The sequence below is a fragment of the Micromonospora sp. I033 genome (assembly GCF_053890995.1).
This window is the reverse complement of record NZ_JBSSLX010000228.1, coordinates 1-8,876: the sequence shown is the minus strand read 5'-3', so window position 1 is coordinate 8,876 and position 8,876 is coordinate 1. Positions and strand designations below refer to the sequence as shown.

The following is an 8,876-nucleotide window of genomic DNA, read 5'->3' as shown; positions in this document are numbered from 1 at the left end:
TGGTGGCGTACAACATCCGGATGGGCTTCGGGCTGGACGGGCGGCTCGACCTCGACGCGCTGACCCGGGCGGTCGACGGTAACCGGCCGGACGTGGTGCTGCTCAGCGAGGTGGACCGGGGCTGGCTGCTCAACGGCGGCCACGACACCCTCGCCCTGCTCGCCGGGCGGCTGCGGATGCCGTACGTCTTCGCGCCCGCCGCCGATCCGGTGTGGGGCGACGCGGTGCTGAGCCGCTTCCCCGTGCGGGCCGGCCGCACCCGACACCTCGCGGCGCACGGCGCGCCGACCGGGGCGCAGGCGCTCGGCGTCACGCTCGACCTCGGCGGCCGGGACCTCGCCGTGGTCGCCACCCACCTGCAACCCCCGCCGGGGCAGGGCCCGGTGGCCCAGGCCCGTGAGGTGGCGGCCTTCGCCACCCGGTACGCGGCCGGCCGTCCCCTGATCGTCGGCGGCGACCTGAACACCGAGCCCGGCGATCCGGCGTTCACCGAGTTCACCCGCGCCGGGCTGGTCGACGCGCTGGCCGCGGCCCGCCCGCTGCGCACCAGCCCGGCCGACGACCCGCGCACCCAGATCGACCACGTCTTCGTCGCACCGGGTCTCACCCCGTCCGGGGCGGTGGCCCCGCGCAGCACCGCCAGCGACCACCTCCCGGTCGCGGTGACGCTCGCCCTGCCCTGAGCAGCCGCGCCGAACGGCTCAGAGGCGGTCGGCCGCGAGCAGGCGGTCGCCGGTGAAGGCGAGCAGCCAGCCGCCGCCCTTCGGGGTGGTGTAGTCGTCGGAGAGGCCGGTCAGCCGCTCCAGCGCGCCCGGGATCACCTTGCCCTGGCTGCACACCGCGACCGTCTCCCCGGCGCCGGCCAGGGCGGTGAGCCGGGCCGCGGCGGCCAGGGCGCACTCGTCCAACTGCTGGCCGGGCCGCGGCTCGTCGAGGTCGCCGACCACCTCGATGGGCAGGTCCAGCAGGGCGGCCGCCGGGTCGAGGGTCTGCACGCAGCGGCGGGCCGAGGCGGAGACCAGGCGGGCCGGGCGGACCAGTGCCACCAGGGCGGCGAGCGCCTGCGCCTGGGCCCGGCCCTCGGCGTCCAGCGGCCGGCCGGTGTCCGGGCCGGTCCAGGTGCCCCGCTTGCCGGCGTGCGCGTGCCGGACCACCAGCAGGGTGGCGGTGACCGGCGGCAGCGCCGCGAACGCGCCGATCACCTCGGCGTCGTGCGGGTAGCTGACCTGGCGTACGGCCTGATCGGCGGGGAACCAGCCCACCTCGTCCACCTCGGTGTCCGGCTGGAAGCCGCCCTGCGCGGCGGCCCGCATCGACCAGTAGTCGACCGCCTTGGGCCGGCCCTCGCTGCGGTAGCGGACGGTGGGCAGGCGGACCTGCGGCACGGCCCGGACGTCGGTCTCCTCGGCGACCTCGCGGACGGCGGCCCGCAGCGGGTGCTCGCCGGCGTCCAGCTTGCCCTTGGGCAGCGACCAGTCGCCGTACCGGGGGCGGTGCACCAGGCAGACCTCGACGCCGCCGGCCGCCGGGCGCCAGACGACCCCGCCCGCGGCCCGGATCCGCACCGGCTCGTCGTCCGTCATCCGCTCACCGTAAGCCCGCCCCGAGCGCGCCGTGGTCCGCTCAGCCCGCCCTCCCGCCGACCCGGTGCAGCAGCAGGTCCTGCAGGTGGGTCAGCGGCGTGTCGTCGGTGCCGGTACGCCGGTGCCAGCTCCCGTCGGCGGCAAGCTCGAACGCGTCCACCTCGGGGCTGAACGCGGCGGTCAGCACATGGTCCAGCTCGGCCCGGGCCACCGGGTCGCTCACCTGCACGAGCGCCTCCACCCGGCGGTCCAGGTTGCGGTGCATGAGGTCGGCCGAGCCCATCCAGAACTCGGCGTCGCCGTTGTTGCCGAAGCGGAAGATCCGCGAGTGCTCCAGGAACCGGCCGAGGATCGAGCGCACCCGGATGTTCTCCGACAGCCCGGGCACCCCGGGCCGCAGCGTGCACATGCCCCGGATCAGCAGGTCCACGTGCACGCCGGCCCGGGACGCCCGGTAGAGCGCGTCGGTGATCTCCTCGTCGACCAGCGCGTTCACCTTGAACTGCACCAGCCCCGGCATGCCCAGCCGGACGTGCTCGATCTCCCGCTCGATCCGCTCGACGAGGCCGCTGCGGATGCCCTGCGGGGCCACCAGCAGCCGGCGGTACGCGGTCTGCCGGCTGTAGCCGGTGAGCACGTTGAACAGGTCGGTGAGGTCGGCGCCGATCTCCGGGTCGGCGGTGAGCATGCCGAAGTCCTCGTAGAGCCGGGCGGTCTTCGGGTGGTAGTTGCCGGTGCCGATGTGGCAGTAGCGGCGGATCTGGTTGCCCTCCTGGCGCACCACCAGCGCGGTCTTGCAGTGCGTCTTCAGGCCGACCAGGCCGTAGACCACGTGGCAGCCGGCCCGCTCCAGGGTGCGGGCCCAGCCGATGTTGGCCACCTCGTCGAAGCGCGCCTTCAGCTCGACCAGCACCACCACCTGCTTGCCGGCGGCGGCGGCGTCGACAAGAGCGTCGACGATGGGGGAGTCGCCGCTGGTGCGGTAGAGGGTCTGCTTGATGGCCAGCACGTTCGGGTCGGCGGCGGCCTGCTCGATGAAGCGCTGCACGCTGGTCGCGAACGAGTGGTACGGGTGGTGCACCAGCACGTCCCCGTCCCGCAGCGTGGCGAACACGCTGCGTGGCACCTCGCCCTCGGCGAGCCGGGGGTGGGTGGCCGGCACGAACGGCGGGTCCTTCAGGTCGGGGCGGTCGGCCTCGCCGTAGACCTGCCAGAGCGCCGAGAGGTCGAGCAGGCCGCGGACCCGGAGCACGTCGTGGCCGTCCATGTCCAGCTCGCGGACGAGCAGCTCCAGCATGTGGTCGGAGATGGAGGCGGCAACCTCCAGCCGCACCGGCGGGCCGAACCGGCGCCGGGCCAGCTCCCGTTCCAGCGCCTGGAGCAGGTCCTCGTCGCGGTCCTCGTCCACCTCCACCTCGGCGTTGCGGGTCACCCGGAACAGGTGGCACTCGACCACCTGCATGCCGGAGAAGAGCTGCCCGAGGTGCACCGAGATGAGGTCCTCCACCGGCAGGAAGCGCACCCCCGGCTGGTCGCGCGCCACCCGGACGAACCGGGGCACGTTGTTCGGCACCTTGACCCGGGCGAACAGCTCCGAGCCGCCGTCCGGGTCGCGCACCGAGACGGCCAGGTTGAGCGACCGCCCCGAGATGTACGGGAACGGGTGCGCCGGGTCGACCGCGAGCGGGGTGAGCACCGGGAAGATGTGCTCCCGGAACCAGGTGCGCAGCCGTTCCCGCTCGGCGTCGTCGAGGTCGCTCCAGCGCAGGATCCGGATGTCCGCCTCGGCGAGCTTCGGCAGCACGTCGTCGACGAAGCAGGCGGCGTGCCGGGAGACCAGGTCGGCGGTCTTCTCGGTGATCAGCTCCAGCTGGGTCCGCAGCGGCAGCCGGTCACCGCCGCGTACCGGGAGGCCGGCGGAGAGCCGGCGCTTCAGCCCGGCCACCCGCACCATGTAGAACTCGTCCAGGTTGCTGGCGAAGATGGCCAGGAACTTGGCCCGTTCCAGCAGCGGCGTGCGGGGGTCCTCGGCCAGCGCCAGCACCCGGGCGTTGAAGTCGAGCCAGGAGAGCTCCCGGTTGAAGAACCGGTCCTCTGGCAGCGGGAGGGCCGCCGGCGCCTCCGCCTGCGCGCCCGGCCCCTCGACCGGGTCGAGGGACTCCTCCAGCCCGGCGGAGGCCGCCGCCGCGGGATCGGGGCTGACGCTCTCCTCGGGCGGGCGGACGCGGCGGAACCGGCCGTCGGCGCCGCGGGTCGACGCGCCGTTGCGGGGCGCGCCGGGGTCGACGAGGTTACGGGGACCGTCGGGGTGCTCGCGAGGGGTGCTCACCACCTCATGATTCCCCGACAAGGGTGAACGGAAAATGAACTCGGGGGAGGTTGGTCACGCCATCGTCGGCAACGTCACCCGGACGACCTCGCCGGCGGCGTCCCGTTCGATCCGGACCCGCTGCCCGAGCCGGAGCAGCCGCAGCCCGGAGGCGTCGAAGGCGCGGGCCGGGAAGGCCAGCTCGGTGCCGTCGTCGAGGAGCAGCACCCCGCTGCGGGTCGACGCGTCGTAGGTGGCCACCGTGCCCTGCATGCCAGCACCGTACCCGACGCTCCGGCCGGCCCGGGCCAGCAGCGCGGCGGTGCGCGGGCCGGCCCCGAGCCGGGCGGCGGCGGTCAGGTCGGCCGGGGTGTCCACGTCCCGGCGCAGGCTGGGCCAGTCGCCGGGCAGGGGGAGTGCCCCGCTCGCCGCGTGCGCGGCCGCCGAGCCGGGGCCGAAGCGGGGCCCCAGGGGAACCCCGGGCCGCGCGGCGAGCAGCACGGTGCCGCTGCCCGGGGCGTCGGCCACGAACCCGCGTACCCCGTCGGTGGGGAGGGCCCGCAGCGCCGCGGCCAGGTCGGCCGGGCGCAACGCCGGCAGGTCGGCGGTGAGGCCGGCCACCGCGGCGCGCGGGCCGGCCGCGGCCGCGCCGTGCCGGAACGCCGCGTTCAACCCGGCGGCCGGGTCCGGCGTGACCTCCGCGCCGGCCGCGGACGCCTCCGCCGCCACCCGGGGGTCGTCGGTCACCACCAGCACCCCGGCCACCGCCGGGCAGGCCCGCACCGCGCGGACCGTGTCGGCCGCCAGGGCCAGCGCCAGCTCCTCATGGGGTACGCCGGGCAGCGCGCCCCGGAGGCGGCTCTTCGCCACCCCGAGGCGCTTCACCGGCACCACCACGGTCCAGGTCGGCTCAGGCACGTGACAATCCTGCCAGTCGGGCAGCGGTACCCTCACTGGCCGGACCCGGAGCGAGCAGGCATGATTTCGTCCCGGGGCGTGCGCGCGCGTGGGGCGGAACGAGGAGGCAGGGTGGCACGGCGGAGGCTGGGATTCTGGCCACGGTTCGCCGTGGTGCTGGTGAAGCCGGTGTTGACCGTCTGGACGCGGCGCACCTGGCGGGGCATGGAGCACCTGCCCCCCGAGGGCGGCATCATCATCGTGCCCAACCACATCTCGCACGCGGACCCGCTGGTGTCCGCGCACTTCATCCACGACGCCGGGCGCTGGCCGCGGTTCCTCGGCAAGGCCAGCGTGTTCCGGGTGCCGGTGATCGGCTGGATCCTGCACCGGTGCCAGCAGATCCCGGTCGAGCGCGGCACCGTCGAGGCGGCCCGGTCGCTGGACAAGCTGGTCGCCGCGGTGAACGAGGGCGGCGCGGTGGTGATCTACCCGGAGGGGACCACCACCCGCGAGCCGGACCTGTGGCCGATGAAGGGCAAGACCGGCGCGGCCCGGCTGGCGCTGGCCACCGGCGCCCCGGTGATCCCGCTGGCCATGGTGGGCCCGGAGAAGATGTTCGACCCGCGGACGGCCCGCATCGGGCTGCGCCCGCGCACCCCGGTGACCGTGGTCGCCGGGCCGCCGATCGACCTGAGCCGGTGGGCGGGCGCCACGCCGACCAGGGCGATCCTGGAGGAGATGACCGACCACATCATGCTGCGGATCCGGGACCTGGTCGCCGAGATCCGCGGCGGCACACCACCACCGCTGTGGGAGCGGCCGGCCCGGACGCGTACCCCCGAGGTGACCGAGTGACCGGACATGTGGCGGTGCTGGGGGCGGGCTCGTGGGGCACCGCCTTCGCCAAGATCCTCGCCGACGCCGGCCGGGAGGTGACCATCCTGGCCCGGCGCGCCTCGGTGGCCGAGGCGATCCGGACCGGGCGCCACAACCCGGACTACCTGCCGGACGTGCGGCTGCCCGACCGGGTCACCGCGACCGGGGACGCGGAGGAGGCGATCGCCGGGGCCGAGGTGGTGGTGCTCTCCGTGCCGTCGCAGACGCTGCGGGCCAACCTCGCCGAGTGGACCCCGTACCTGGACCCCGACGCCACGCTGGTCTCCCTCATGAAGGGCATCGAGCTGGGCACCACCAAGCGGATGAGCCAGGTGATCATGGAGACCGCCGGGGTGCCGGCCGACCGGGTGGTGGTCGTCTCCGGGCCCAACCTGGCCCCGGAGATCGCGGCCGAACAGCCGGCCGCGACCGTGGTCGCCGGCACCGACAGCCGCCGCACCGCGCTGGTCCAGTCGTCGATCCGTACGCCGTACTTCCGGCCGTACACCAATGACGACGTGATCGGCTGCGAGCTGGGCGGGGCGGTGAAGAACGTGATCGCCCTGTCGTACGGGATCGCCACCGCCATGGGCTTCGGCGACAACACCCGGGCCATGCTGATGACCCGCGGCCTGGCCGAGACCGCCCGGCTGGGCGTGGCGCTCGGCGCCGACCCGATCACCTTCGCCGGCCTGGCCGGCATGGGCGACCTCGTCGCCTCCTGCTCGTCGCCGCTGGCCCGCAACCGCACCTTCGGCGAGCACCTGGGCCGGGGGGAGACCCTGGAGCAGGCCCAGGCGGCCACCCGGCAGACCGCCGAGGGCGTCAAGAGCTGCCTGGCCATCCGGGACCTGGCCCGGGCGCACGGCGTGGAGATGCCGATCACCGAGCAGATCGAGCGGATCTGCCACGAGGGGATGGATCCGCGGCTCGCCGTGGACGCCCTGATGAGCCGCACCGCGAAGCCCGAGTCGTACGAGTGAGGCGGCGATGACCGAGTGGGGTGACGGCACGCGCAGCGTGCACGCCGGACTGCCCGCGCCGGAACCCGGCCAGCCCTTCCTGCCCGGGCCGGTCTTCGCCGCGCCCTACCACCTGGACCCGTGGCGGGGGCCGGAGGCGGCCCCCAACGGGTACGGGCGGCCGGACAACCCCACCCGGCGGCTGCTGGAGGCGGCCGTCGGCGAGCTGGAGGGCGGCGACTGCCGGGTCTTCGCCAGCGGCCAGGCGGCCATCACCGGGCTCCTGCTGGCCCTGCTGCGCCCCGGGGACACCGTGCTGCTCCCCGCCGACGGCTACTTCCCGGTGCGCGCCTTCGCCACCGCCACCCTGGAGGGCATCGGGGTACGCGTCGGTTTCGTGCCGACCGCCGGGCCGTACCCGTCGTTCGACGGCGTCCGGCTGGTGCTGCTGGAGACCCCGGCGAACCCCGGTCTGGACGTGGCCGACGTGCCGGCGCTCGCCGCCGCGGCGCACGCCGCCGGGGCCCTGGTCGCGGTGGACAACACCACGGCCACCCCGCTGGGGCAGCGGCCGCTGGAGCTCGGCGCCGACGTGGTGGTCGCCTCCGGCACCAAGGCCCTCACCGGCCACTCCGACCTGCTGCTCGGCTACGTGGCGACCCGCTCGGCCGAGCTGCTCGACGCGGTGACCGCCTGGCGGACCACCACGGGCGGGGTGCCCGGGGCGTTCGACTGCTGGCTGGCGCACCGTTCGCTGGCGACCGTGGACCTGCGGCTGGCCCGGCAGACCGCCAACGCCGAGGCGCTGGCCCGGCTGCTCGCCGGCCGCGGCGACGTCACCGGCCTGCGCTGGCCCGGGCTGCCGGCCGACCCGGCGTACAAGGTGGCCTCGGTCCAGATGCGACGGATGCCCGGCGTGCTCTCCTTCGACCTGGGCGACGCCGACCGGGTGGCCCGGTTCCTCGACGCGTCGCGACTGGTGGCCGCCGCGACCTCGTTCGGCGGGCTGCACACCACCGCCGACCGGCGGGCCCAGTGGGGGGACGACACCGCGCCCGGCTTCGTGCGGCTCTCCTGTGGCATCGAGGACGGCGCCGACCTGGTCGCCGACGTGACCGGCGCGCTGGACGCGGCCTGACGCCGGCCGGAACGCTCCGCTAAGGTGACGGGCAGCACGGCCCGCACGGGCCCCGACCGGAGGAGGTGAGACCGATCCACCAGCAGCGGACCGGCGCTCCCTCCGAGTCCGCGTCGCCCCAGGGTTAGGCGACGCCGGGAGCGCCGACGAGCGTTCCCGAAAGGCCTGCCATGGCTCCCACCCTGTTCTCTCCCGACCGTCCCGCCCTCGTCCGGCGGCTGCGCGCCGCCGGCTGCGTCTTCGCCGAGGACGAGGCGGACCTGCTGATCGCCGCCGCCGATTCGGCCGAGGCCCTGACCGACCTGGTCGACCGCCGGGTCGCCGGCCGGCCGCTGGAGCACCTGCTCGGCTGGGCCGAGTTCTGCGGCCTGCGGGTCGCCGTCGACCCCGGGGTGTTCGTGCCCCGCGGCCGGACCGCCCTGCTGGTCGCCGCCGCGGCGGCGGTGGCCGGCCCGGCGCCCGCCGTGCTCGACCTCTGCTGCGGCTCGGGCGCCGCCGCGCTGGTGCTGCACGGCCGGCTGGCGCCCCGCTGGCTGGCCGCCGCCGACCTCGACCCGGCCGCGGTGGCCTGCGCCCGGCGCAACCTGGCCCCGCTGGGCGTGCCGGTCTACGAGGGCGACCTGTTCGCGCCGCTGCCGGTGCGGTGGCGGGGCCGGCTGGACCTGGTGGTGGCCAACGCGCCGTACGTGCCGAGCGACGCCGTGGCGATGCTGCCGCCCGAGGCGCGGCTGTACGAGGCCCCGGTGGCCCTGGACGGCGGCGCGGACGGGCTGGCCGTGCTGCGCCGGGTGGCCGCCGGCGCGGCCGAGTGGCTGGCCCCCGGTGGGCACCTGGCGGTCGAGGTGAGCGCCGGCCAGGCCGGTGCGCTCTGCGGGATCCTGGCCGGTGCCGGCCTGGACCCGTTCGTGGTGCACGACGACGACCTGGAGGCCACCGCCGTGACCGCCCGCCCGGTCCCGGCGCCGGCGGGGTCGGCCCACGCCTCCCCCCCGACGGCGGGCGGTCACCGCGGGGGGCCCCCAGGCGTCGTCGCGCACCCCCAAACGGGCCCCGCCGGCCCCCGCCCCGGGTCCCCCGAGGGCACCCGCCCGGCCCGCGCCCCCCCCCCC

The 8,876-nt window shown here is 76.0% G+C and carries 6 protein-coding genes and 2 pseudogenes; 5 read left to right on the top strand and 3 right to left on the bottom strand.

The annotated features are described in order from the left end of the window. The coding region (locus tag ACW0Q9_RS26345) for an endonuclease/exonuclease/phosphatase family protein (RefSeq protein WP_456185776.1) at window positions 1–683 on the top strand (683 nt) is incomplete at its 5' end. 18 nt (window positions 684–701) lie between these two features. Here ACW0Q9_RS26345 and ACW0Q9_RS26340 read toward each other — a convergent pair. From ACW0Q9_RS26340 to cofC, 3 genes and pseudogenes are all read right to left on the bottom strand, one after another. Beyond that, window positions 702–1,583, bottom strand: coding sequence for an NUDIX domain-containing protein (locus ACW0Q9_RS26340; protein WP_456185774.1), 882 nt, complete (start codon window positions 1,581–1,583; stop codon window positions 702–704). 40 nt (window positions 1,584–1,623) lie between these two features. Beyond that, the gene (locus ACW0Q9_RS26335; protein ID WP_456185772.1) at window positions 1,624–3,912 is read right to left on the bottom strand and encodes an RNA degradosome polyphosphate kinase; all 2,289 of its coding nucleotides are present in this window, start codon (window positions 3,910–3,912) and stop codon (window positions 1,624–1,626) included. A gap of 264 nt (window positions 3,913–4,176) precedes the next feature. Next, window positions 4,177–4,809, bottom strand: a pseudogene (cofC, locus tag ACW0Q9_RS26330) (2-phospho-L-lactate guanylyltransferase); the annotation flags it as partial. A 111-nt stretch (window positions 4,810–4,920) separates the two neighbouring features. Between cofC and ACW0Q9_RS26325 the strand changes: the two are divergent. From ACW0Q9_RS26325 to ACW0Q9_RS26310, 4 genes and pseudogenes are all read left to right on the top strand, one after another. Beyond that, window positions 4,921–5,646: a lysophospholipid acyltransferase family protein gene (locus ACW0Q9_RS26325; protein ID WP_456185770.1), complete on the top strand. Its 726-nt coding sequence runs from the start codon at window positions 4,921–4,923 to the stop codon at window positions 5,644–5,646. After that, window positions 5,643–6,650 (top strand): NAD(P)H-dependent glycerol-3-phosphate dehydrogenase, encoded by a 1,008-nt coding sequence (locus ACW0Q9_RS26320; RefSeq protein WP_456185768.1) that lies wholly within the window; start codon window positions 5,643–5,645, stop codon window positions 6,648–6,650. The genes ACW0Q9_RS26325 and ACW0Q9_RS26320 overlap by 4 nt, the downstream gene beginning before the upstream one ends. A gap of 7 nt (window positions 6,651–6,657) precedes the next feature. Beyond that, window positions 6,658–7,767: a cystathionine gamma-lyase gene (locus tag ACW0Q9_RS26315; RefSeq protein ID WP_456185766.1), complete on the top strand. Its 1,110-nt coding sequence runs from the start codon at window positions 6,658–6,660 to the stop codon at window positions 7,765–7,767. 170 nt (window positions 7,768–7,937) lie between these two features. Continuing rightward, window positions 7,938–8,717, top strand: a pseudogene (locus ACW0Q9_RS26310) (putative protein N(5)-glutamine methyltransferase); the annotation flags it as partial. Window positions 8,718–8,876 lie beyond the last annotated feature (159 nt).

What these genes read in the sequence shown, in the direction of transcription:
- ACW0Q9_RS26340 (WP_456185774.1), bottom strand. Translation starts at nt 1,583, where the DNA reads ATGACGGACGACGAGCCGGTGCGGATCCGGGCCGCGGGCGGGGTCGTC.
- ACW0Q9_RS26315 (WP_456185766.1), top strand. Translation starts at nt 6,658, where the DNA reads ATGACCGAGTGGGGTGACGGCACGCGCAGCGTGCACGCCGGACTGCCC.